We start from the raw sequence: 22,281 nt of genomic DNA, 5'->3' as shown, positions 1-22,281 counted from the left end.
CCGGCAAACCCTATGCGGCCGCCCTCGCTGCGGGATGTTCTAATGCCAACTGCCAGTCACGGCCCATCCGCGTGTCGAGCGAAACCGGATCGCAGCGATCCAGCCCCGATCCCGGATAGAAGGTCATCTCCCCGAACAGCGGTCCGTTAGCACCATCGTACAGATCCACCCGCACAAAGGTGAAGCCCTGTCCGAGGGTTTCGGCAGCCGCCATCATCCGCACAAGAGCATTCGGACGTGCAGGATCAGGGTCTTCGGTCCGCCGGGACAGCCGCCGCCATTCACGATCAAAAACGATCCAGCGGTGTCGCGCCCCACGCCCGAGATGGACCTGCACGTATTCGACCCGCCCGGCGAAAACGAAGAACTTGTAGTCGACGGGCAGCGTTGCATCGACACCCACGAACGGCTCAACCAGCAGCCCGCGCGGGATATCGTGGTACAACCACTCGCTTAGCCAGCCGCCGTACCGCTTCCTCATCCACCGCGCGGCATCGCGCCGGACGGCCAGCCACGCGGCGGCATCGTCGAACACGAAACGAGACTGGTTGCAGCCGTGCCGCGCCTTGACCACGAAGGGCGTCGGCCACACCGCAGCGGACGGCAGCATAGCTCCATGCCAGAGCGTCGGGATAACCCAATCCGCGCCGAGCCGGGCCGCCACCCACGCCTTCACCGCCACCTTGTCCGCGAGGATCGGCATACGCGGATCACGGTCGTGAAGCTTGCGGTACTGTATCCATTCGGTGAACAGGCGCGGGTCGTCCAGATTTGGCAGGCGCCCGTGTCGCCACCAATAGCTTAGACGAATCCCAGCGCGATCGAGGCTTTTACCACCGGAAGCAGGGCCGATGGGGGAGGCAGCTAACATCAACCTGTAAAGCAGCGACTATGTCTGTGGTTCCGCACCACCACGTTGTGATGTGCCAATACAGCAGATCGGACCTGTCATGGCACGCCAAAGCGGTATGCATTCCGGGTTCGGTACAACCATTGTCCGAACAAACTGGCCTGTCGGAAGATCAGACCAACGCATGCCTCGCCTTCGCAGACGGCCGGGGGCACTCACGATCTGGCACTGGATGAGAGCACGGTGTACGCGCGTGCCAATACCGATCGCAAGAGGTTGCCCCATGAAGCGTTCCGCCCTGTTCATCGCTCTGCTGCTCGCCACCACCGCCTGCTCCAAACCTGCCGGGACCGACACGACGACCCAGGCGAAGGCGACCGCATCCGGCATCGATACGGCGGGCATCGACACGTCGGTGAAGCCTGGCGACGACTTTGATCAATATGCCAACGGCGCCTGGCGCGCGAAGACGACGATCCCGGCCGACCGCGCCTCGACCGGCGTGTTTCTCGACGTGTTCAACATCGCCGAACGGCGCAACGCGCAGGTGATCGGCGATGCCGCGAAGGCCAACGCCGCAGCCGGCAGCGACCAGCGCCGCATCGCCGACTTCTACAACGCGTTCCTCGATACCAACGCGATCGAGCAGCGTGGTCTCGCGCCGATCAAGCCCGAACTCGCCGCGATCGCGGCGATCAGCGACAAGACCGCGCTCGCCAAGATGCTCGGCAGCGATCTGCGCGCCGATGTCGATCCGCTCAACGCCTCCAACTTCCACACCGAGCATCTGTTCGGCCTGTTCGTGACGCAGGATTTCACCCACCCCAATATGGAAGTGCCGTACCTGCTACAGGGTGGCCTCGGCATGCCCGAGCGGGACTATTATCTGTCAGCCAAGCCCGAGATGGCGAAGATCCGCACCGCCTACGTCGCCTATCTGACACGGATCTTCACGCTTGCGGGCATGAGCGACCCTGCGAACCGCGCGCAGCGGGTGATGGCACTGGAAACGAAAATCGCCACCGCGCACCTCGACAACGTATCGAGCCAGGACCCAGAGAAGGCTAACAACCCGTGGGCCAGAGCGGATTTCGCGAAGAAGGCGCCGGGGCTGGACTGGGCGGCGTTCTTCGGCGCGGCCGGGCTCGGTGGGCAGCAGACCTTCATCGTCTGGCAACCGGCGGCAACCGCCGGCCTGTCAAAGCTGGTAGCAAGCGAGCCGCTGGCGGCATGGCAGGACTGGCTGACGTTCCACCATATTAACGCCGTCACGTCCGTGCTGCCCAAGGCATTCGATCAGGCGTCGTTCGAGTTTAACGGCCATACGCTGTCGGGCACGCCGGCGCAGCGCCCGCGCGACAAACGCGGCATCGCCGCAGTCAACGCGTATCTCGGCGACGCGGTCGGGCAGATCTATGCGAAGCGGTTCTTCCCTGCCTCGTCCAAGGCGGATATTCAGGGGATGGTGAAGAACATCCTCGCCGCGTTCGACACGCGCGTCGCAGCACTCGACTGGATGGCCCCCGCCACCAAGGCCGAGGCGCGGCGCAAGATCGCGACGATGCGCGTCGGCGTCGGCTATCCCGAGACGTGGCGCGACTACAGCGCGCTGGAGATCAAGGCGGACGATCCGGTCGGCAATATCCAGCGCGCGCGGTTGGCCGAATATCACCATCAGCTCGGCAAGCTCGGCAAGGCGCCCGACAAGGGCGAATGGTGGATGACGCCGCAAACCGTCAACGCGGTGAACCTGCCGCTCCAGAACGCGCTCAATTTCCCGGCGGCGATCCTGGAGGCGCCGTTCTACGATCCGCATCGCTATGCCGCCGCCAATTACGGTGCGATCGGCGCGGTGATCGGCCACGAGATCAGCCACAGTTTCGACAATACCGGCGCGCTGTTCGACGCAACCGGCAAGCTGCGCAACTGGTGGACGCCCGCTGACTTCGCGCACTTCAAGCAGCAGGGTGCGGCGCTGGTCGCGCAGTACGACGCGTACGAGGCGCTGCCGGGGTTGCACGTCAACGGTCGCCAGACGCTGGGCGAGAATATCGCCGATGTCGCCGGGCTGACCGCAGCATACGAAGCCTATCACGCCTCGCTTGGCGGCAAGCCCGCACCTGTGATCGACGGCATGACCGGCGACCAGCGCCTGTTCCTCGCCTATGCGCAGAACTGGCGTGCGAAGGAGCGCGACGCGGCGCTACGCTCGGGGATCGCCACCGACGGCCACGCGCCCGATCGGTTTCGCGCGCAGACCGTGCGCAACCTCGATGCGTGGTATCCCGCGTTCAAGGTTCAGCCGGGTCAGAAGCTGTACCTGGCACCCGACAAGCGGGTGCATGTCTGGTGAAGGCTACGCCCCTTCCCGCACACACCGGGAGGGGGCACTGTGATCGCCGGCCGATGGCGACAAGCGGCAATGGTAGCAAGCAACTACGACATCAGCGCCTCCCCTTTACGCGCCGAATTTGTCGAGCCGGCGCCGCCCGACAAGGAGCCCCCGCTCCAGCCTTGCGCAAAGCGCGGTGTAATAATCGGCCAGAAAGCCGTCGTCGTCGCCATCGTCGGGCAGCCCCGCCTTGGTCCGGATCGTCGCCGCGACGGTGGTCCGCGCCGGTGCATCCCCACTGCGGATCACCTCCTCCAGCGCCTGCAATTCATACACACCATAAAGCGCGAGCGCCGCATCGCTGAACACCCGGCGCGGCTGATCGCGCGTCGTCGACAGGTCCGCGGCGAGACGCTGTGCGGAGGTTTGCACAACCCAAGTGCCCGCGACGAGATCGCCGATCCGCAACCGATCGCGGTTGAACAGCGGAAAGAACAGGAAGATGCCGCTCCACAACAAGGCGAAGATGCTCAGGAAAGCATCCGCCGTGCCGGTCGCCGCCTGCGCGGCAAGGAAGGAAAGCGGCAGGAACACCTCGATCTCGCGCATCGCATTGCGCGCCAGCACCGCGCCAGCGGTCAGCCGCGCACCATCGCGGGCGATGACCCGCAGCCCCATCAGCCGCTTGCCGGGCGTGGCGCCGCGTCCGCCCATCTCGAACAGGACGAACCAGCCGTTGCGCAGGCAGAATGCACCGATCAGCCAGAGGATCTTGGCAAGGTCCGCCCGCGTCGCGGTGCCGATCGCGAACAGGCCAAGCGACGCCACGACGAGCAGGATCACCATCAACACCACGTCGATCAGGAACGCCGCCGCGCGGGTGCCCGCTCCGCCGAGTTCGAGCTGGAGATCGACGCCTTCGGGCGTGACGAAGCGACGGCGGAGGGTGGTAGGCGGCTTAGCCGCGCCGGTTCTGCGCATAACGCCTCCCGATGCCGTAATAATAGACCAGCCACGCCGCCAGCATGGCGAGGCCGATGCCAGCGCGTAACGCGTCGCCGGTCACCACCTGCCGCCCGACCCCCTCGAGCATCGCCGCCACCGCCAGCATCAGCACCACGCCCGCCATGGAGATCGCGGCGGTGCGCCCGGCGGCGACCACTGCCACCATCCGCTCCTCCCGCCCGGGAAACGCGATGGCGGTACCGATCCGCATGCCCGCCGCGCCTGCGATGATGATCGCGAACATCTCGGTAGTGCCGTGGATCGCCAGCCACGCGACGAAGTTCAGCCCCAGCCCCTTGCCCGCGAACACCGCGATCATCGCGCCGAGCATCAGCCCGTTGTAGAGGATCAGCAGCGCGGTCGGCACGACGAACGCGAACCCCAGTGCGAAGGCGAAGATCGCGATCTGCGCATTGTGGTTGAACAGGAAACTGGCGAACACGCCGAGGCCACTGTCCCTGCTGTGGTAGAGCGTGGCGCGCAGTGCCGCCGCCGATGCGCTGGGATCACGCCCGCCCGCCAGCCCTTCGGGGATGATGCCGAAATACCAGGAGGTGTCTGCACGGACCAGCAGATAGGCGGCAACCGCGCCCACCAGGGTGAGGAAGGTCATCACCAAAGTCTCGCGCCAGAGTGACGCGACCGCCCCCGGCCACCCTTGCGTGAAGAACCGCCCGAGGTCGCGCCATGCCGAATCCGATACGCCGTACAACTGGAAGTACGCCCGCGCGCACAATTGCTCCAGATAGGCGATCAGCGCGCGGTCGAGCGAGGTCTCGCGCGCGACCGACAGCGACGACAGCGTGGCGCGGTACAGCAACGGCAGCGCCAGCAGATCGTCATCGGACAGCACGCGGACCGAGCGTTTTTTTTCGATCCGCTTCAGCAGCGCCTCGAGCCGCGTCCATTCCGCCTCATGCGCGGCGCGGAACCGGCTGGCGTTGAGCAGCGGCGCGGCGGCATCGACGAAAGCGCTCACAACCGGCTCCTGCGCTTGAGGTCGACATAACCTTCGACCAGCCGCTCGGCGACCTGATCGTAGGCGCTTTCGATGACGTGGACGCCGAGATGACGCAGCCGCAGCAGCACCAGCCTGCGGTCACGCAGCAGCGCCGCGGCGGTCACCGCGCGGGTCACGTCGGCGGGCTGAACAGGCGCCGCATCGACGATGGTTTCGAGTTCGTCGTCGCGCAGCACCACGATCAGCACGAGATGGGTCTTGAGCAGTCGCGCGACCGCCCGCACCAGGAAATCCGCCGAAATCGGATCGGTGAATTCGGTGAACAGCACGATCATCGACCGTCGCGTCAGCCGCGCGGCGAGCGTGGTCAGCGCGAAGGTGTAATTGGTCTCGTCACCGCTGTAATCCACCGCCGCCGCGAGTTGCTGGAGCTCCGGAAAAGCCGGTGCACCGCTGATGAAGCCACTGGCGACGCGCGGGCGTGAATCGAAGGCGTAGAGCGCGACGCGATCCCCCAGCTTCAACGCCAGCCAGCCTGTCAGCAACGCCGCCGAGACCGCACGATCGACACGCGGGATGCCGCCGATCGGATCCGACATCTGCCGCCCGGCATCGATCGCGAAAACGATCTGGCTGTTGCGTTCGGTGCGATATTCCTTGGCGTAGAGCCTGCGGTGGCGCGCCGTCTGCTTCCAGTCGATCGCGCGCCGGTCCATACCCGAGCGGAACTCGACCAAGGCATCGAAATCATTGCCGTCGCCGCGGTCGCTTTGCGCGAGCAGACCCTGCACGGCGTGGCGTTGGAACACCTGCGCGCCGTCGCGACGAACCGCCTCGACATCGGGCAGGATCGGCAGCGTATGCGCATCGTCGATCCGCGCCTGCTGCCAGACCAGCCCAAGCGGTCCCGCCCAGCGCACCCAAATCGCCGCGAAACGCGCGGTGCCACGACGCAGCGGGGTCAGGAGCAGCGCAGCGGTGCCGCGACCGTCGTCGAGCATCACGTCGACCCGCCCATCGTTGGCGACCGCGACCAGCGGATCGCGGGCCATCGCCACCTGCGCAACGCCCCGGACGTACTGGCCGGTGATGGTTACCGCGACCGGCACCGTCAGCGACACACCCACCGACGCCGACTGCGGCAGCGCGAGCGTCGCGCCGGCACGCGCGTGCCCCAGCAGCGCATCGACAACCACCAGGATCAGCACCGCCAGCGGCCAGCCCAGCCCCGCATACCAGACGGCCGGAAACAGCACGGCGACCAGCAACGTGACCGGCGCACCGATCACCGCCGCCAGCACCGCCATGCGGGTCGGATAGATCAACGCGGCGCCTCGATCGCGTCGATGATCTGCGCCACCACGTCCTCGACCGTGCGCCCGCCGATCTCGGCGGCGGGAGACAGGATCAGCCGGTGGCGCAGCAACGCCGGTGCCAGCGTCTTCACGTCATCGGGAATGACGAAGTCGCGCCCGTCGAGCGCCGCCCGCGCGCGCGCCGCGCCCGCCAGCATCGCACCGGCGCGCGGCGAGGCGCCGCTTTCGAGATCGGCGACACCGCGCGTGCCCCGGATCAACGCGACGATATAGTCGATCACCGCATCGACCAGCCGCACGCCTGCGACCGTAGCCACCGCCGCATCGATCGTCGCGGCATCCGCACGAGTTTCCACGCCCCAGTCGGCGGGCGACATCGCCGCCTGCCGCGCGCCGTGGCCGGCGACGATCCGGCGTTCTTCCTCGGCAGTGGGGTAGGATACCGTCTGCTTGAACAGGAACCGGTCGAGCTGCGCCTCGGGCAACGGGTAGACGCCCTGCTGTTCGATCGGGTTCTGGGTCGCGACGACGGTGAAGCGCGTGCTGAGCGCAAGGCTTTCGCCGTCGATGGTGACGGTGCGTTCCTGCATCGCCTCCAGCAACGCCGCCTGCGTCTTGGGCGACGTGCGATTGATCTCGTCCGCGAGCAGCAGTTCGGTAAAGATCGGCCCGCGCGTCAGCGTGAAGGCCGACGTCTGGAAGTTGAACAGGTTTGCACCGATGATATCGCCCGGCATCAGATCGGGCGTGAACTGAATCCGCCCGAACTTCAGCCCGACCGTCTGCGCGAAGCTGTGCGCGAGCAATGTCTTGGCGGTACCCGGCGGCCCTTCCAGCAGGATATGCCCGCCCGCGAACAGCGCAACCAACAGCAGGTCGACCGTGGCGTCGTGGCCGACCACCGCCTTGCTGATTTCGGCACGGATCGCCGCCCCCAGCGCCTGAACCTCGTTGACCGTCACCGTGTCTTCTCCTGTTGCCATTGGTGCAGCGCCTGTGCCGCTGCGAGCATGTCGGCGGGATGTTTCGCGCTGCCAGCGTCGGCAACAAGCGCGGTGAACGTCGTCGCCCCTTGCAGACGATCCAGATAGCGATCGACCGCATCGTCCGGCAGATGCGCCGGCACACCGAACATCGCGCGTGCCCGGTCGCGGATCAGCGCAGCGTAGCGTGTGCCCAGCCCGCCTTCCCGGCCGGCCTTGCGGACGATCATCGCGCTGTTGTCGATCAGCGCGGCCTTGCCGAAGGCAATCGCGCGCGTGGGCGGTTGCGCCGGCCCGAAGCGGACCAGCGCCTGCCACCCGACCAGCGCGAGCGCGACGACGATCGCCAGCGTCATCGCGAGAAACGGCGGTTCGAACGCAAGCTTCAGCGGGCTGCGACCCCGGCCGAGGCCGTTCAGCGTCACGTCGAAGTCGATACCCCGCGCACCGTTCGCGTTGACGTAATCGAGCAGGTCGAGCGCGGCGCGCGCGCGGTCGAGCCGGCGGATGCCGTGGTTGTTCAGCAGATCGGGATCGGCGAGGACGTAGACGCTGGAACCATTGACCCAGCCCAGCACGATCCGACCGGCATCGTCGGTCAGCACCGGTAACAGCGCGGGCGACGTTACCGTCTGCAACGGCTGTGGTGCGGATGTCACCAGCGACGGTGTTCCCGGGCCGACCACGCGCAGCATCCGCGCGCCGCTGCGGTGGCGGGTGACTGTCATCACAACGCCGGGTGCGAGGACGCCGGCAGGGTCGAACGCCGGCAGCAGGCCGGCGACGTTTACCCAGCCGCTCGTCCGGCCGTCCGCCACCGCGTCCCATTTCGGCAGGACGATCAGCGTGGGGCGGCCACGGCGTGCCTTCAGGAACTTGCTCATGTTCACGGTGCCGTGTTCGGGCGTGGCGACGACCAGATCTTCGTCATCCCACCCTGCTTCCGCACGGATGATGTGCGGATTGCGCCCGGTGGCGCGCGCCAGTTCGACGATGCCCGCGTAGCCGGTCGCGGCGGTGGATAGCGCGTGTGCCCCCGCATTATGGCCCGATCGCAGGTCGGGCGCATACGCACCGAGCAGCAACGATCCGGCAAAACCCAGAATGCCGATCACCAGCATCAGCGCCACCGCCAGCGGCGAGAAGATGCTGTCGGCGTTCTTGCCGTCACCTGCCCCGGCGGCTGTGATCGCGACCTCACTCACACGCGCCACCGCTGCGGCAGCGCGAGGTCGGCATAAGCGGCCCGCGCAGCCTGCCAGTCCTCATCCACGACCGGCCGCCCGCCGAACAGGCTGCGTTCGACCAGCCCGGCGATGCGGGCGAACAGCGGGCGAACGGCGGCAGGCAGCAGTGTCGCGGAGGCCAGCTCTCGGCTGGTCAGCGACGGCCGCTTCAAGGCCGGGCGACGACGGGCAATATCGTCGATCGAATGAAACAGGAGATAGTGGATCGCTTCGGCAAAGCGCCCTTCTGCGGCGAGCAGGTCCGCTTCGCGCAACCATGTCCGGGCCGGCTCCGCACCCGGCGACCAGTCGTCCTCGTCCGCTTCCGGTGTCGCCTTGCTGCCGCGCCGCCACGTGGGCAGCCGCCATTCGCCCGAGCGGATGCGATCGACGATCATCCAGATCACCGCCGCCGCGATCGCGGCGAGCAGCGTCCACAACAGGATGCGGGCATAGGGCGCGTCCGGCATCAGGCTGGACAGCCCGCGCAGCAAGCGCCCGACCGGCCGAAACGGGTTCGCGATCCAGTGTTCCAGCGTGCGGAGCCATTCGGGCAGTTGCGGCGGCGCCGGTACGCGCGTCAGCGTGAACTGCACCGACGGATCGGCACGCAGCGCGGCATGTGCCCCGGCCAGTCGATCCGCCGCCGAAACCTGTGCTGATGCGCCGATGGTGCCCTCCCAGCGACGACGCGCTGCCCCGCCTGAGAACTTAGCCGGATCCGCGCGCGGCGCAATCCGCTATCGCCATGTTCCGGAGCGATCCCGCTGGACAGCGTCACGTCGCTTCGTCACCATCGGCGAAAGGGCGGTCTTGGGGGGATGAAGCAGCATGGCAAGTCAGTCGTTCGTCGAACAACGCCACGGATTGTCCGTCGGTAGCGTGTTCGGCCGCAGCGTAAATGTCATCAAGGCCAATCCGCTCGCTACGCTGGGCGTCACCTATGTGCTGATCGCGCTGCCGCAACTGCTGATCGGGCAAGTCGGCGGATGGGCGCTGCCGAACCGGAGCCTGACCGGGGGCGGCTATGCCGCGTTCGGCCTCTATGGGCTCGTCGTCGCGATATTGTGGCTCGTCGCCAGCGGTGCCCTCGTTCAGGCGACCGTCGCGCACGATCAAGGGCGGTCGGCCGATCTGCGCGAGATGCTCCAGGTCGGTGCACAGCGCGCCCTGCCGTTATTCGCGGTCTATCTCCTGTTCGTGCTGGGCGTGTGGATCGGCAGTATCTTCTTGCTGGTGCCCGGGATCCTCCTCGCCGTCATGTGGTCGGTGTGCCTTCCCGCCGTCGTGGCGGAACGGACGGGGGTGTTCGGCGCATTCGGCCGCAGCCGAGCGCTGACGAAGGGCGCGCGCTGGCCGGTGTTCGGCATCATGCTGCTCGCCTTCGTCATCTATATGCTCGTCCTGATCGCTGTCGGCCTAGCGAGCGTGGCGGGCTATGGCACCTTCGGCGCGTTCACCCGCGGTGGCCATATCAGTGCGCCGATGCCGCCGTCGGTGGCCGTCGCGCTGCTGCGATCGATCGTCACGACGGTCGTGCTGACGTGGTTCACGATCGTCGGCGCGTCTTTGTTCATTGAGTTGCGCAACTGGAAGGATGGTCCCGACGCCGACAGGCTGGCCGACATCTTCGCCTGAGCCATGCTCGGGCGGATGGGACATGTTCGCCTACAACCCGTCGAAAGGCGTGGTGGCCAACATAGTGCGGCCAAGGGCAGCGTCGCGTCAAGGCGGTGAACCCGAGCCTGACGGACAGGCATGCAGGCAGAGCCGGAGTTGATGGCCAAGTTCAGGGAACGGATGTCGCTCGGAACACCGGCTCGCCTCCAAAGACATCGTGGCGATGATGGCGTTCCTGCCGGGCGACGATGCAAGTATGGTGTACGGGGGTGAGCCTGCCGGTAGACGGCGGACTGATGGCCTTCAACGGGCAGCCTCCGCAATTGAGCTGCGCAGGCGCGCGGGGATCAGCCCGCCTGCCAGCCAGGTTTGAGCGCCAGCCGCAGCACGCGGGTGCCAGACGTCATGAACAGCGCGGCACCCCGCTCGCCGAATGCGCAGTTCGCGATCGGCGAGCCATCTTCGATGAGGCCAAGCGGCTCCGCTTCCGGCGTCATGAACATCATGCCGCCAGGCACCGAACAGACCAACGTCCCGTCGCGCGCGACCTTCATCCCGTCGGGCAGACCCGGACCACCCCCCGCCAGCAAGGTCCGCGCGTCGAGCAGAACACGCGCGTTGCGGGGCATGCCCCGGGCGTCAAGGTCGTACACCATGATCCGGGGCGCCTTTTCGTCGGACACCGACACGTACAGCCGGCGTTCGTCCGGCGACATCGCGATGCCGTTAGGCCGCGGCAGGCTGCCGTCGAGCAGTTCGATGGCGCCGTTCGGCCGCAGACGGTAGACGCCGTTGACCGCCTGTTCCTTCAACGTCGAGGCATCGCCCCCCTCCAGCCCATATGGCGGATCGGTGAAATAGATCGAGCCGTCGCGCGCGACATGCATGTCGTTGGGGCTGTTGAAACGCTTGCCGGCGTAACGATCGACCAGCGCCACCCGTTTCCCGGTCGCCAGATCGACACGGTCGATGCTCCGCCCGCCGCTGTTGGCGATCAGCAACCTGCCATGTGCATCCAGCGCCAGCCCGTTGGCACCTGGCTCGCGAACCAGTTTCGAATCAGTACCGGCCGCACCCGAAGGATCGAGGAACACCGCAACCGGGCGGCCCCGCTGCCAGCGTCGGACGATATTGGCCGGCGGGTCCGCGAAGAGCAGATACTTGCCCTTCTCGACCCATAACGGACCCTCTGCCCAGCGAATGCCGGTGGCGATCACCTCCGGCTGCGCCCCCGGCAGCACCATTTGATCCAACGCGGGAGACAGCCGGCGGACACGGGGGACAGCGGGCGTGGGCGCTTGCGCAGCGAGGCGGCTGGCAATCAACGCCACCCCTCCGGCGAGGACGGCGCGGCGGTTCATGAACATCGGCTACCTCTTCATCAGAACGCCACCATCGCGGCGCGCGCGGCGGCAGTCAACATGACCTCCATCGAAACGAAGGCAGTTCGCAGCCGACGCCAGATCGTCAGCCGGCGGCGATCCAGGCATCGACCTGTTGCGTCAGCACGTCGAGCGGCAACGCGCCATGCGCCAGCACCACCTCGTGGAAATCGCGAATGTCGAACCGCGCGCCCAGCGCCGCTTCCGCCTTGTGCCGCAAGGCGGAGATCCGCTGCTGCCCGACCATATAGCTCGTCGCCTGACCGGGATTGTTGATGTAGCGGTCGACCTCCTTAACCACGTCACGCGCCGACAGCGGCGCGTTCTGGGTGAAATAGGCGATCGCTTGGTCACGGCTCCAGCGTTTGGCGTGCATGCCCGTGTCGAGCACCAGCCGACAAGCGCGCCAGACCTGCAGGGCGAGCATTCCCAGTTCCGAATAAGGATCGCGGTAAGCGCCCATCTCCTTGGCGAGCCGCTCGGAATAGAGCCCCCATCCTTCGGTATACGCGCCGTAATAGCCGAAGCGGCGGAACTTGGGCACGCCGGTCAGTTCCTGCGCGCGGGCGATCTGGAAATGGTGTCCGGGCGCGCCTTCGTGGTGGGCGATGCCCTCCACCTGCGTCTTCTGCACCTGCGTCATGTCGGCCAGGTTGACGTAGAAAATGCCCGGCCGCGATCCATCGGGCGCAGGCTGATCGTAAAAGGCCACCGGCGCGGTCTCCTGCCGCCATGTCTCGACCGCGCGCACTTCCAGAGGAGCCTTGGGCAGGCGACGGAAGAAGCGCGGCGCGGCCGCCATGGTCTGCGCGATCGCCGCGCGCGCATCGCCAAGGTAAAGCTGGCGGCCCGCGTCGGTGTTGGGATATTTGAACTTCGGATCGGTACGCAGCGCCGCGAACAGATCCTGCAACGATCCGGCAAACCCCGCACGCGTCATCACCGCGGTCATCTCGGCATGGATCGATTGCACCTGATTGAGCCCGAGCTGGTGGATCTGCTCCGCCGTCATGTCGGTCGTGGTATAATAGGCGAGCCGCGCCTGGTAATAAGCGTCGCCACCCGGCAGGCTCCATGCGCCGTCGTTGCCCTTGGCAAGCGGCTCGATCTCGTCGAGCGCGGCGAACAGAACGTCGAAGCCCTGCCGGAACGGCCCCGTCAGCGCCGCCACCGCCTCCGCGATCAGCGCCGTCTTGGTTGCATCGGGGGCGGAAAGCTTGCCGACCTTGGTCTTGAAGTCGGCGAGCAGACTGCTGTCCGCGCCGTGATCGAACGGAGCGCCGGTGATGACCTGGCGAGCGTCCCCGCGCGCGGGAGCGAAGACCATCTTCGGCGGCACGATACCCTTCGCCGCCTGTTTCCGGATGGTCGCGGCGACCTCCCGCATCACCCGCAGCGAATCGCGTATCCGGGCGACATAGGCGTGCGCATCCGCCACCGTATCGATGCGGTGCTGGTTGATGAGGAACACCGGGATGTTGCCGGCCGGGCTGCCGTTGGTGGAAACCGGGAACGCATAATCGCGGAACGCGGACTGGCGCTTGTCGGTGGCGACCTGCGCCTCGAACAGACGGTAGCTGAGCTGCGCATCCGGCCCAAGCCGGTCGAGCGCGAAACTGCGCCGCATGTCGGCGAGTTGCGCATCCTCAAGCGCCTGCGCGCGCTGTGCGGCCGCGTCGGTGTAATCGTCGAGCCGGTCGTAGTTCGTCTTGAGGCCGAGGCTGGTCTGCGTCTCCGGGCTGAGCGCGACACTCGCATCGAACGCCGCATCGAGGAAGTGCAGCAGCCGGGCGTCTTCGGCGCCGGTGCCGGTGGCGGCGCAGGCCATGACAGGCTCGATCAGCGGCAGGGTCGTACCCGCCATCAGCATCCCGACAAACGCGCGTTTGGTAAGCATCCGACATCTTCCCCCCAACGATTGGTGACGCAGCGCTAGCCGCGCCCCCGCCCGTCGACAAGGATCGGATTGCGGGTGCTGCGATCGGCGCTATCGCGGTGCGCGTAACGAAAAGCGCACCTTGCGGCGGCGAAAGTCCAGGCTGACGCGTCTGAACGCCTGCAGCACGTCGGTGCCGAGCAACACGGCGGGTTTGTCGGACAGCCCGAAGAGCGCGAACGGCGGCGCGTCGACAAACGCCACCGGCAGATCCCTGATCCGCAGGCCCCCGATGGAGAGATCCGGTATGGTCACCAGATCGGCGATCAATCGATCCCCGGTCACACTGATCAGATCGACCGGATGCGGCTCAAGCGGTTGTTTGCGCGCCAGCACACGTGCGCGCAGCGCGCTGTTGCCGACTGTGACCTCCGCCCCCGTGTCAATGACAGCGAGCATCTTGACGCCGGAGGACGTCGCCGCCGTGAGGATCAATTGCCCGTGCTGCCGCCGCGCCGTCACGACGATATCGCCCGGCTCCCCTGCCGGTGTCGTCTCACGCCGCTGCGGATCCTCCACGGTGATCGCTCGCGCTTCGAAATCCAGCTTCAGTCGCCGCCCGGCCAGAGCGTCTATGCCGAGCAGTCCGTCCGCTCCGATCGCCTCGTCGGGAAGCGCAGGCGTCGACACGTTCTCGATTTGCCCGCCGCCCCAGTCGAGGCTGTCGAGGTGCACGGCGGGTACCAGTGTGGTCGCGGCCATGCCGTGCAGGCGCAGGCAACCCTCCGGACGCAGCCGCAGCCGGGCGGCCAGGCGCAACCCGACCACCGACCGGTCCGCTCCGCTATCCACCACGAAGCGAAACGGACCGACGCCGTTCACCGCGACCGGCAAAGTCAGGCGGGTCCGGACCTCCGCTGCATTGAGCGGATCGCCCGCGATATCCAGCGTCTCGTCCAGGGTCGCAAGCGGCAACGGCGCCAGCGACGACGGCTCAGGCGCGCCTGCCGCACCGGCGGGAGGAGGATGGGCCGAAACCGGCGCAACACTCAGACACGCAGCCAATACGGCGGGGATCACGCGCGCGCGCCCGCGAGAACCGGGGTCTGGATCGTCCGGTCGCGGGTTTGACCGAGTGGATAGCAACGCGCGTTAGGTGGTCGTGCGGGCATGCCGCCCCCTCCAGATGCCTGTGGCGATTGGCTGCAACCTACACCCGCCGCGCCGTATGAACAGGCTCGCGAAGATCTCCGGAGCGGCGTGTCCTTACCGCGGTAGCAACGCGTCCACGTCACGCAGTTTCTCCACGCGGAGCGGGCGCGCCACCGTTATGCCGTCGCGACGCAGCCACACCGCAGTCCCTCTGCCGCGATATGCATCCCATCGCGGCAGGCCGGAGCCGTTGGGATCGCCCTTGCGCATGAAATCGACCCAGTAAGCCTGCATATCGTCGGACAGCGCGCGATCGGCGGCCGACCAGCGCCCGTGCGGATCGTCGTTTCCCCACACGAAGCCAAGCTCATCGGAGTGAACCGCGCCGTTCGTTCGCGATCCGTCCGGCCCCGGCGGAGGATCGTCGAACTGGTAGAGGAACACCGGAGCCGCGCCTGCCCTGTTTCGCGCCTCGGCGATACTCCAGCTTCGCCAGCCGAAGCCGGCGTCGCTCATCAGATCCTGTGCGGCGCGCGTGGCGGCAGCCTCGGTCGTCGCGGGGTACAGGCGGAGCAAGCCGGGCGCGAGCGGCCCATAGCTCTGCCGGGCGGATGCGGCGTACCCCGCCAGCGTCGCATGATCGATGAAACGCGCCGCCTCGTTGCTGTTCCAGCCGAGCAGGATCGGCACGCCCGCGTCCCGACCGCTGCGATAGGCGGCGGTGATATCCATCGGCACCACCTTGCCGTCGAGGATCGGGCCGGTGCTCACACGCGGCGTGACCGCTCCCAACAGCGTCGCCACCGGCAGCGCGCGAAGCTGAGCAAGGGTCTGCACCTTCAGCGTTCTCGCGAACGCCGCGCCGGTCGCCTCTGCCGGACCAAGCCCAGTCTCGCCCGCGCCAGGCAGACCGAGCGCCGCGCCGCTCTCAAAAATCGCCTTCTGGAAGAGGCCCCGGGCACGCGGCGCGATCGACACCAACATGGCCGATCCACCGCCCGCCGACTGCCCTGCGACCGTGACATTCTTGGGGTCGCCACCGAAGCGCGCGATATTCGCCTGAACCCAGTGGAGCGCGGCGATCTGATCGAGCAGGCCGTAATTGCCGGAGGTGCCGTCCTTCGCCTCCTTGCTCAGCGCCGGATGGGCGAGGTAGCCGAGCACGCCAAGGCGGTAGTTCACCGTCACGATCACCACGCCCCGGCGCGCGAGCGTGCTGCCCTCATAGGTGCGCTGCGAGCCTGCGCCGGCCGTGTACCCGCCGCCGTGGAACCAGACCAGCACCGGCAGGCGCGCACCGACCGCCGCGTGCGGCGTCCACACGTTAAGCGTGAGACAATCCTCGCTGGTGCGATCGAGGTCGTGCCCGGCCCAGGTGACGTGCGCCTGGGGGCAAACCGGTCCGTATGCCGCGGCTTGCCGCACCCCCGACCATGTCGGGGCCGCTGCGGGCGCCCGCCAGCGTAAGGTGCCGACCGGGGGCGCCGCGTAGGGGATGCCCTTGAACACCGCGACACCGGCGGCTTCGCCACCGTTCAAGCTGCCTTGCGCGATCTTCACCACCGGCGCCGCCGTTGCCGACGTGCCGATCATGCCGAGCAGAAGCAAAAATCGGCGTACCGTCATTCATCATCCTCCCCCAACGTCCTCAGTCGGATCGTCGTTGGAGGACATGCTGTCACGTCCGGTGGCCCTGTGGCAAGCGCGAAGCCCCAGCCACTCTGTGGCGTGCACTGAGATGCCTCGGTCCTGCTCCGGCTAGGGCATTGCCTCGCGCGCGCAGTGCTAGAACAGCACCGCCCCGCCAGTGACGAGCCGGATGTCCGGCGACGCGCGGTTGAGCCCTGCCACCGCCGACACGTCGAACTGCAGCGTCTTGATCGGTCGCCAGGCTGTTGAAATCGCCGCGAGTGCAAACGTCTCGTGCTTTTCCGGATCATCGTCACGCTCGAGCGACAGCTCCGCGAAGGTTGAGATGTTGTCGGTCAATTTATAACGCAGGCCCGCGATGCCGCTGTAGGCAAGGTGCCGCCCATCGCCTGACTCGTTTGCGGCGGCGTCCGCCTCCCCGGTGAACGAAACCGCGACCTTTTCGGTAAGATCGTATTGAACGGGAATGATCACCCCCGTCGTCCATGTTCCCGCACCGACCGGATTGCGACCGGTCGGCGCCGTGACAAACGCCTGAATCCCCGTGGAGAACGGCTTCCCTTCCTCGCCCGCAAGATGCTGGCGGACCGCGAACGTAACGTCGCCCGTGCCATTGACCGTGTCGATGGCGCCGGACGTCTTGTCGCGCGTACGGTCATGCCCGAACCCGGTCCAACCCAGTTGCAGCTCGGTGTTCTTGCCGATGCCGACGCGGGTCAGAAGATCCGCCGTTACGATCCGGTCGTTACGCTGATCGGCCTGATCGTCCCGCTGCCAGTCGAGGAACGAATATTCCACGTGCACCTGCCCCGGCTCGGTGGTGCAGCTCGACCCACCGATGCTCGGGCGTGTCGGGCAAAAGCGCGGTTCTTCGTCCGCCATCGCCGGCCCCGCGATGAACAGCGCAACACTTGTCCAGATGATCGTGCGCATTCGCATGTAGTTTTCCCCGATGTGTGACGTTGGCAGGACGTTCGTGCCGTCGCAGTGCCGATCGCCCGTTTTTGTCGGCGGCTGGTACACCAAAGACATTTCGCAGAGCGCTAATTTTTTCATGAGTGTAGACGTTTTACATTAGGCAGGTGCTAGCAGGGCAGAAGCCAACATCGGACCCGCCGACCGTGAAGGTTTTGCCGACCTCGCTTCCGGTTTAGGGATGTACGATCTTCACGATCGCTGTTGCACTTCTCCCTGTACAAAGAGGCGCGAGCAGCGATCCGTGTCGTTGAGCAACTTCAATACAACGTTGATCGACCAGATGCCGCGGCTAAACACCTGATGCGGCGTTTGTAGATATCAACGCCGTCGCGCGACAGCGCGCGCCGTAAGCGCGACGGCTGAAGCACCGATGGCCGCGAGTGCAACAGAGGAAAACGGCAGCTTCTGAAGCTGCAGGGCGAGACTGGACCGGCGGGCATGAACATGCTGGCTGCCGCGTAGCGCGTCAGTACGCGCCTCATAAAGATTGTCCCGGCGCTTCGGATCACCTGGGTCGCCGGGTTTCTGCTGGGCAGTCGTACTGACGACTTCCATCGCCAGGTCGGCCAGGCGCGGAGCTGCTTGGGAGAGTGCAGACGAGAGCAGTCCGCCGCCGCCCGCATAGAGCGTGCGCTTGGCATGAGCGCAGGCGAACAGCACGGCGTCAGCAACCACTTCGGGCGCGTAGAGCGGCGGTGGCAGTCGGGGCGGTTTGTCCATGAAGTTGCGAGCATGCTCAGGAAAGGGCGTATCAATCGCACCGGGCTTCACCAGCGTGACGGAAATGCCAGCATCTTCACGCTCAAGCTCCATACGCAGCGTATCGGTCAGCGCCTGCACAGCATGCTTGGTTGCGCAATATGCGCCCTGCTGGACAATCGCGCGGTCACCAAGGATCGAGCCGACGTTGACGATCGCACCGCCTCGTCCACGGAGATGCCGTGCCGCGACCAGCGAGCCGTTGAGAGTACCAAAATAGTTCACGTCGAACACGCGCCGATGATCTTCAACCGGCACTTGTTCCAGCGTGCCGTATGTGCCGACTCCTGCGTTGTTCACCCAGCTGTCGAACCCGCCGAACGCGTCTATGGCAATGACGGCTACCCGCTCGACTGCGGCCATATCACTGACATCGGCAATGCAGGTGGCGATCCGGGCGCCGTTGGCCCGCAGCCGCGCCTGCAAAGCGTCAAGCGCGTGTGCGTTTCGCGCGACAGCCACGACAGCAGATCCGGCCTTCACTGCCTGCTCCACTATGGCAAGCCCGTTGCCGCTCGTGGCTCCGGTGACGACGATGACCTGCTCGGTGAGTGGCTTCAGCTTGATCGGCATCTGTTTCCTAAGGACCGCTCGATCATCCGGCGGCGTCTGAGATGAACAAACTGCTGATCTAATGGCTCCCTTGCTTTTTAAGCCGCTTGGTCAGCGTCAGGAGTGGCAGAGTGAAACCTCGCTATGTGGCCCTACCATCATGCGCCACGCAGCTTTACGAACGGCCGCCCGCCAGCTGCGAACCGGCTAAACAGAACCTGATAAAGATCGACAGATGTCGATGATCGCCCACCAACTTGGTGGGCTGTCGGAAGTACTAAGCTCCATCGATCTCGGACGTTCCAACGGTTCCGTCTGCGTCCCAGCAATCTTGCAGGAGCTGCTGGCACGTGGCCGCAGGCGTATGCGAGTCCGATCGACGCTCTAGTGAACAATGCCGGTGTCGGCTTCCCCAACGCACTAGAGGGCACGCCGATCGAGGCGGCGCGGCACATCCTTGAGACCAAAACGCTCGGCACGATCGCGATGATGCAGGCGGTGCTGCCGCAGATGCGCGAGCGGCGCAACGGCGTCGTCGTCAACGTCACCTCCTCGGACCTACCGGCCGCTGCCGCTGCTGTCGGTTTACACAGCCATCAAGGCGGCCGTGAATGCCTTTTCAGACAGTGTGGATCTCGAACTCGCGCCGTTCAACGCGCGCGACCGGGTTGTGCTACCGGGCCGCGCGCCGACGACGCGCTTAGGGGGACAACGCCGACGCGGTGATAACCGGCGGCGTCCCGAAGTCCTATATGCCGTTGGTTGAGCAGGTGATGGCGGGCTGGCAGCAGGACACTGGCCCGAACACCTCGTCCGAGGACGTTGCCGCGGCGGTCTGGCGCGCAGTGACTGACATGAGCGCACCGGCGTATCTGCCGGCCGGGGCGGACGCGATCACTTGGTTGCAGACAGCCTAGGCAGAGGTGAGCATGCGATTGGGATCAGGGAAAGCCGTAAAGCAATCTGAAGGTCAACCTGGGTAGCCGACACGTTGCCGTGCTGCCCTTTCGAGCACGATAACCGCCCGACTGGCGCTTGCAGACCCTAAAAGGCTGCTATTGCTTGGCAAAGCCGAGCATCAGGGTGTTCGCAGTTGCGAGGGCCGCCGGAGCAAGCTCTGCATCGGGTAGCTCACCAGCCGACCAAAACGACAAGGCCCCGCGAAAGGCTAAGGCGAGTTGGATAGGCAGATCGCGCCAACGTTGCCGGTTCGGCGCGGCCTCACCTTCGGAGGCGCCCACCGCCAGCGTCCAGAAGGCTGTGGAGCGGGTCAAGGCATCGGCTCTTGCTGGCCCCGCGGTGGCGATCGACCCCATCACCGCACGGTTCACGTCGGGCTCGTCCAGCATGACGGCAACTGCCACCTCAATCGCCAGCCGAACGCGACCTGTTGCGTCTACTGGAGGCGTCACGGCAGCATAGCGCTCCGCCATGGTCTCGATCCGCCGAGCGGACAGAGCGTGCATGATCCCCGCCTTGCTTCCGAACTGGTTGAAGGGCGTAGCGAAGCTGACCCCTGCTTCGGCGGCAAGGTCGCGCATCGAGAACTCGGCCTCGCCGCTGCGGAGCAGCCGTTCCGCCGCATCGAGGATCCGCTGGCGAACGGGCTCGCCTTTCTCGAAAGTCGAAACCCTTGTCTTGCTGCCCGGCATACGCTTCCTATATCATGATATATGTACGTGGTTTTCCCCGGAGGTATCGCATGACCATCACTCTGCCCAAAACCTTCCTGATCACTGGCGTCAGCTCGGGGTTGGGACGCGCCTTTGCCGAAGGCGCGCTGAAAGCCGGACACAAGGTAATCGGTACCGTGCGGCGGGACGGCGACGCCGGTGCGTTCGCTGCCCTCGCGCCCGGCCGTGCGCATCCGCTCGTGCTCGATGTCACAAACTATACCGCCATCCCTTTGGCAGTCGACAAAGCGGAGCAGGAGATCGGGCCAATCGACGTGCTGGTGAACAACGCCGGCTACGGCCATGAGGGCGTGCTGGAAGAATCTTCGATCAACGATCTCCAGCGGCAGTTCGCCGCCAACGTTTTCGGACCCGTGGCGATGATAAAGGCGGTGCTGCCTGGCATGCGGGAGCGCCGGGCCGGCCACATTGTCAACGTGACCTCGATGGGTGGGTTCATCACCATGCCAGGGATCAGCTTCTACTGCGGTAGCAAGTTCGCTCTCGAGGGTATCTCCGAAAGCCTCGGCAAGGAGGTGGCGGCCTTTGGCATCCGGGTGACGGCGCTTGCGCCCGGCCAGTTCCGCACTGACTGGGCGGGGCGCTCGATGGACCGTACGCCGCGCAGCATTGCAGACTATGACGCGGTGATGGATCCGTTGCGAGAGGCGCGCCAAGCCAAGAGCGGCAACCAGCCGGGCGATCCGGCCAAGGCCGCCCAGGCGCTGCTCGCCTTGTTCGAAGCCGAAAGCCCGCCTACCCGGCTTTTTCTTGGCGCCGATGCACTGGGCTTAGTCGATCAGAAGCTGGATGCGATGAAGACGGAACGCGATGCCTGGGATACGCTCTCCCGGTCGACCAGCTTCGCGGCCTGAGCGTTCGGAACAGTAGCCCGCGCGTTGTATCTGGCTCGATGATTGATCTGCCGCAACGCAATCCGAACTCGTCCAGAACCGTCCATAATCGTGATCAGCCTATGCCGGCTGAGTTTGTCCGGAGTTATAACTGCAGTCCGAAACGAAGAGCTGCCCGGCTTGCTAGACGGCACAAGCCGTATCCGCCCAGCGCGCTGCCAGCGCGATGGGCGTCGGAAGTGACGCACACAACCAAGTCGTGTGCGTCATCCGTCTGTTTACGCGTCCGGGCGAACCAGTTCGGTTGCCGCGAGATGTTCGGCCAAGAACCATACCTGCGGCTCACCGGTACGGATGATGTTGCTGACCAGCAGATCGTTGGTGCCGTCATCCCCGGACTCGTCCGCGGCTTCCGCGCCCTCATGGGCCTGACGCAGGATGATCTCATGGGCTTCAAGCAGGCGTGCAAGCTGCGACGGAACGTCCTCCCGACCTCTGGGCGGACGGGGGATGCGGGTCATTTCCGCGACATCAGGCGCCATGGCGATGCTGATGCCGCCAAGCGCCATGATACGTTCAGCAATCATGTCGACCAATGCCGACTGCTCCTCGAAGTGCTTATCGAGCAGCAGGTGAAGCTGATAGAAGGTCGCACCAGACATCTGCCAATGATGCTTCTTGTACATGTCGCGCAGGGTCATCGTATCGACCAGAACCTGATTGAGGATCTCCACGCTTTGCGCACGGGCGTTATCCTCAAGCGCGATCGGTAGATTCTTCAACGTTCCGTACGGCTGGATTTCGCGATATTCGACGGCATAGCGCGGCTGCGCTTCGTCAGTGGAAGGGGCGGTCTGTTTGTCAGGCTTCTTCGCCATGAGCTTCAACTCCATCTCGGTGTTGGGGATCGTGCGGGCATACAACAGGGAACATGGCTCTAAAGGTCCGCGTCAGGTCCGATAAAAACGCGAATTTCGATGCGATCCGGTGTAGCGACAGGCGGCACACGCTTCCGTGCATGCGGGATGGCCAGAGATCTCTGACGGCAAAAACGGCGCAACGGGGGTGATCGCTCGGCGATGTTTTCAAGGATATTTATGCGATCGGCACGT

At 65.8% G+C, this 22,281-nt stretch carries 20 protein-coding genes; 5 read left to right on the top strand and 15 right to left on the bottom strand.

All coding sequences use genetic code 11. The annotated features are described in order from the left end of the window. Positions 1 to 10: 10 nt before the first annotated feature. Entirely contained in the window at positions 11 to 871 is an 861-nt protein-coding gene (locus tag L8F97_RS10285) for an ATP-grasp fold amidoligase family protein (RefSeq protein WP_277924895.1), read from the bottom strand. 262 nt (positions 872 to 1,133) lie between these two features. On the opposite strand from L8F97_RS10285, the gene L8F97_RS10280 reads away from it, so the two are divergent. Next, on the top strand, positions 1,134 to 3,203 hold the full coding sequence (locus L8F97_RS10280; RefSeq protein ID WP_242149153.1) for a M13 family metallopeptidase: 2,070 nt from the start codon (positions 1,134 to 1,136) through the stop codon (positions 3,201 to 3,203). 105 nt (positions 3,204 to 3,308) lie between these two features. On the opposite strand, the gene L8F97_RS10275 is transcribed toward L8F97_RS10280, so the two are convergent. From L8F97_RS10275 to L8F97_RS10250, 6 genes are read right to left on the bottom strand one after another with little or no spacing between them, the layout of a single operon-like run. Beyond that, a complete protein-coding gene (locus L8F97_RS10275; protein WP_242149151.1) occupies positions 3,309 to 4,163 on the bottom strand; it encodes an RDD family protein in 855 nt (284 codons plus the stop codon). Next, positions 4,141 to 5,166 carry a stage II sporulation protein M gene (locus tag L8F97_RS10270; RefSeq protein ID WP_242149149.1) on the bottom strand — a complete coding sequence of 342 codons (1,026 nt, stop codon included), beginning with the start codon at positions 5,164 to 5,166 and terminating at the stop codon, positions 4,141 to 4,143. Before L8F97_RS10270 ends, L8F97_RS10275 begins: the two co-directional genes overlap by 23 nt. Further along, entirely contained in the window at positions 5,163 to 6,473 is a 1,311-nt protein-coding gene (locus tag L8F97_RS10265) for a DUF58 domain-containing protein (protein WP_242149147.1), read from the bottom strand. Before L8F97_RS10265 ends, L8F97_RS10270 begins: the two co-directional genes overlap by 4 nt. Continuing rightward, entirely contained in the window at positions 6,470 to 7,426 is a 957-nt protein-coding gene (locus tag L8F97_RS10260) for an AAA family ATPase (protein ID WP_242150113.1), read from the bottom strand. Before L8F97_RS10260 ends, L8F97_RS10265 begins: the two co-directional genes overlap by 4 nt. Further along, positions 7,423 to 8,652 carry a hypothetical protein gene (locus L8F97_RS10255; RefSeq protein ID WP_242149145.1) on the bottom strand — a complete coding sequence of 410 codons (1,230 nt, stop codon included), beginning with the start codon at positions 8,650 to 8,652 and terminating at the stop codon, positions 7,423 to 7,425. Before L8F97_RS10255 ends, L8F97_RS10260 begins: the two co-directional genes overlap by 4 nt. Beyond that, entirely contained in the window at positions 8,649 to 9,269 is a 621-nt protein-coding gene (locus L8F97_RS10250) for a DUF4129 domain-containing protein (RefSeq protein WP_242149143.1), read from the bottom strand. Before L8F97_RS10250 ends, L8F97_RS10255 begins: the two co-directional genes overlap by 4 nt. Before the next feature lie 235 nt (positions 9,270 to 9,504). On the opposite strand from L8F97_RS10250, the gene L8F97_RS10245 reads away from it, so the two are divergent. Continuing rightward, positions 9,505 to 10,311, top strand: a complete 807-nt coding sequence (locus tag L8F97_RS10245; protein WP_242149141.1) for a hypothetical protein — start codon at positions 9,505 to 9,507, stop codon at positions 10,309 to 10,311. 329 nt (positions 10,312 to 10,640) lie between these two features. On the opposite strand, the gene L8F97_RS10240 is transcribed toward L8F97_RS10245, so the two are convergent. The 6 genes from L8F97_RS10240 to L8F97_RS10215 form a co-directional block, all read right to left on the bottom strand. Next, on the bottom strand, positions 10,641 to 11,654 hold the full coding sequence (locus L8F97_RS10240) for an SMP-30/gluconolactonase/LRE family protein (protein ID WP_242149139.1): 1,014 nt from the start codon (positions 11,652 to 11,654) through the stop codon (positions 10,641 to 10,643). A 106-nt stretch (positions 11,655 to 11,760) separates the two neighbouring features. Further along, positions 11,761 to 13,572, bottom strand: a complete 1,812-nt coding sequence (locus L8F97_RS10235) for a DUF885 domain-containing protein (RefSeq protein WP_242149138.1) — start codon at positions 13,570 to 13,572, stop codon at positions 11,761 to 11,763. Between the two features lie 90 nt (positions 13,573 to 13,662). Further along, the gene (locus L8F97_RS10230; protein WP_242149136.1) at positions 13,663 to 14,631 is read right to left on the bottom strand and encodes an aspartyl protease family protein; all 969 of its coding nucleotides are present in this window, start codon (positions 14,629 to 14,631) and stop codon (positions 13,663 to 13,665) included. A gap of 186 nt (positions 14,632 to 14,817) precedes the next feature. Then, positions 14,818 to 16,329: a carboxylesterase/lipase family protein gene (locus tag L8F97_RS10225; RefSeq protein WP_242149135.1), complete on the bottom strand. Its 1,512-nt coding sequence runs from the start codon at positions 16,327 to 16,329 to the stop codon at positions 14,818 to 14,820. Between the two features lie 159 nt (positions 16,330 to 16,488). Next, complete coding sequence (locus L8F97_RS10220; protein WP_242149133.1) at positions 16,489 to 17,292, bottom strand: transporter; 804 nt, start codon at positions 17,290 to 17,292, stop codon at positions 16,489 to 16,491. Positions 17,293 to 17,649: 357 nt separating this feature from the next. Beyond that, positions 17,650 to 18,663, bottom strand: coding sequence for an SDR family oxidoreductase (locus tag L8F97_RS10215; protein WP_242149132.1), 1,014 nt, complete (start codon positions 18,661 to 18,663; stop codon positions 17,650 to 17,652). Positions 18,664 to 19,029: 366 nt separating this feature from the next. Between L8F97_RS10215 and L8F97_RS10210 the strand changes: the two genes are divergently transcribed. Next, entirely contained in the window at positions 19,030 to 19,368 is a 339-nt protein-coding gene (locus tag L8F97_RS10210) for an SDR family NAD(P)-dependent oxidoreductase (protein WP_242149130.1), read from the top strand. Positions 19,369 to 19,394: 26 nt separating this feature from the next. Beyond that, positions 19,395 to 19,559 (top strand): hypothetical protein, encoded by a 165-nt coding sequence (locus tag L8F97_RS10205; protein ID WP_242149128.1) that lies wholly within the window; start codon positions 19,395 to 19,397, stop codon positions 19,557 to 19,559. A 138-nt stretch (positions 19,560 to 19,697) separates the two neighbouring features. Here the strand turns inward: L8F97_RS10205 and L8F97_RS10200 are convergent, their stop codons facing one another. Next, positions 19,698 to 20,294, bottom strand: a complete 597-nt coding sequence (locus L8F97_RS10200) for a TetR/AcrR family transcriptional regulator (protein WP_242149123.1) — start codon at positions 20,292 to 20,294, stop codon at positions 19,698 to 19,700. A 50-nt stretch (positions 20,295 to 20,344) separates the two neighbouring features. On the opposite strand from L8F97_RS10200, the gene L8F97_RS10195 reads away from it, so the two are divergent. Beyond that, the gene (locus L8F97_RS10195; RefSeq protein WP_242149118.1) at positions 20,345 to 21,190 is read left to right on the top strand and encodes an oxidoreductase; all 846 of its coding nucleotides are present in this window, start codon (positions 20,345 to 20,347) and stop codon (positions 21,188 to 21,190) included. A 257-nt stretch (positions 21,191 to 21,447) separates the two neighbouring features. Here the strand turns inward: L8F97_RS10195 and L8F97_RS10190 are convergent, their stop codons facing one another. Continuing rightward, positions 21,448 to 22,047, bottom strand: a complete 600-nt coding sequence (locus tag L8F97_RS10190) for a Dps family protein (protein ID WP_242150109.1) — start codon at positions 22,045 to 22,047, stop codon at positions 21,448 to 21,450. Positions 22,048 to 22,281: the final 234 nt, after the last annotated feature.

This window comes from Sphingomonas sp. BAUL-RG-20F-R05-02 (genome assembly GCF_022662305.1).
Classification (GTDB): domain Bacteria; phylum Pseudomonadota; class Alphaproteobacteria; order Sphingomonadales; family Sphingomonadaceae; genus Sphingomonas.
The sequence above is the reverse complement of the archived record's forward strand: the minus strand, read 5'-3'. Positions and strand labels throughout refer to the sequence as shown.

Bases quoted from the DNA above. Each gene is read 5' to 3' on its own strand.
- L8F97_RS10285 (WP_277924895.1), bottom strand. From the start codon at position 871: ATGTTAGCTGCCTCCCCCATCGGCCCTGCTTCCGGTGGTAAAAGCCTC.
- L8F97_RS10280 (WP_242149153.1), top strand. From the start codon at position 1,134: ATGAAGCGTTCCGCCCTGTTCATCGCTCTGCTGCTCGCCACCACCGCC.
- L8F97_RS10275 (WP_242149151.1), bottom strand. From the start codon at position 4,163: ATGCGCAGAACCGGCGCGGCTAAGCCGCCTACCACCCTCCGCCGTCGC.
- L8F97_RS10245 (WP_242149141.1), top strand. From the start codon at position 9,505: ATGGCAAGTCAGTCGTTCGTCGAACAACGCCACGGATTGTCCGTCGGT.
- L8F97_RS10240 (WP_242149139.1), bottom strand. From the start codon at position 11,654: ATGAACCGCCGCGCCGTCCTCGCCGGAGGGGTGGCGTTGATTGCCAGC.
- L8F97_RS10235 (WP_242149138.1), bottom strand. From the start codon at position 13,572: ATGCTTACCAAACGCGCGTTTGTCGGGATGCTGATGGCGGGTACGACC.
- L8F97_RS10225 (WP_242149135.1), bottom strand. From the start codon at position 16,329: ATGACGGTACGCCGATTTTTGCTTCTGCTCGGCATGATCGGCACGTCG.
- L8F97_RS10220 (WP_242149133.1), bottom strand. From the start codon at position 17,292: ATGCGAATGCGCACGATCATCTGGACAAGTGTTGCGCTGTTCATCGCG.
- L8F97_RS10215 (WP_242149132.1), bottom strand. From the start codon at position 18,663: ATGCCGATCAAGCTGAAGCCACTCACCGAGCAGGTCATCGTCGTCACC.
- L8F97_RS10205 (WP_242149128.1), top strand. From the start codon at position 19,395: ATGCCGTTGGTTGAGCAGGTGATGGCGGGCTGGCAGCAGGACACTGGC.
- L8F97_RS10200 (WP_242149123.1), bottom strand. From the start codon at position 20,294: ATGCCGGGCAGCAAGACAAGGGTTTCGACTTTCGAGAAAGGCGAGCCC.
- L8F97_RS10195 (WP_242149118.1), top strand. From the start codon at position 20,345: ATGACCATCACTCTGCCCAAAACCTTCCTGATCACTGGCGTCAGCTCG.
- L8F97_RS10190 (WP_242150109.1), bottom strand. From the start codon at position 22,047: ATGGCGAAGAAGCCTGACAAACAGACCGCCCCTTCCACTGACGAAGCG.